Source organism: Brenneria tiliae, assembly GCF_023347575.1.
GTDB lineage: Bacteria > Pseudomonadota > Gammaproteobacteria > Enterobacterales > Enterobacteriaceae > Brenneria > Brenneria corticis.
The window spans coordinates 1-255 of record NZ_JAKPCB010000034.1; the positions used below are offsets into that span (position 1 = coordinate 1).

Sequence of the window (255 nt, forward strand, 5' to 3'; positions counted from 1 at the left end):
TCCGTGTAACGAACGCAGGTGAGCATAACTTCGAACAACTGGATACCAGCGATACGGCAACAGTGACGGTGACCGATACCGTAGATACCACCACGCTAACGCTGGGTGATATCACGGTGGCGGAAGGTAGCGATAGCGCCACCGTTAGCGCCACGCTAAGTAACCCGACCGATCGTGCCTTTACCGTGACGCTAAGCAATGGCGCCACCATTACCTTTGCGGCCGGGGAAACGACGGGTACCTCAAGCGCTTTTG

The 255-nt window shown here is 56.5% G+C and carries 1 protein-coding gene; it reads left to right on the forward strand.

The annotated features are described in order from the left end of the window. A partial coding sequence (locus MFP24_RS00160; protein WP_249228631.1) for an immunoglobulin-like domain-containing protein occupies positions 1–255 on the forward strand: 255 nt, incomplete at both ends.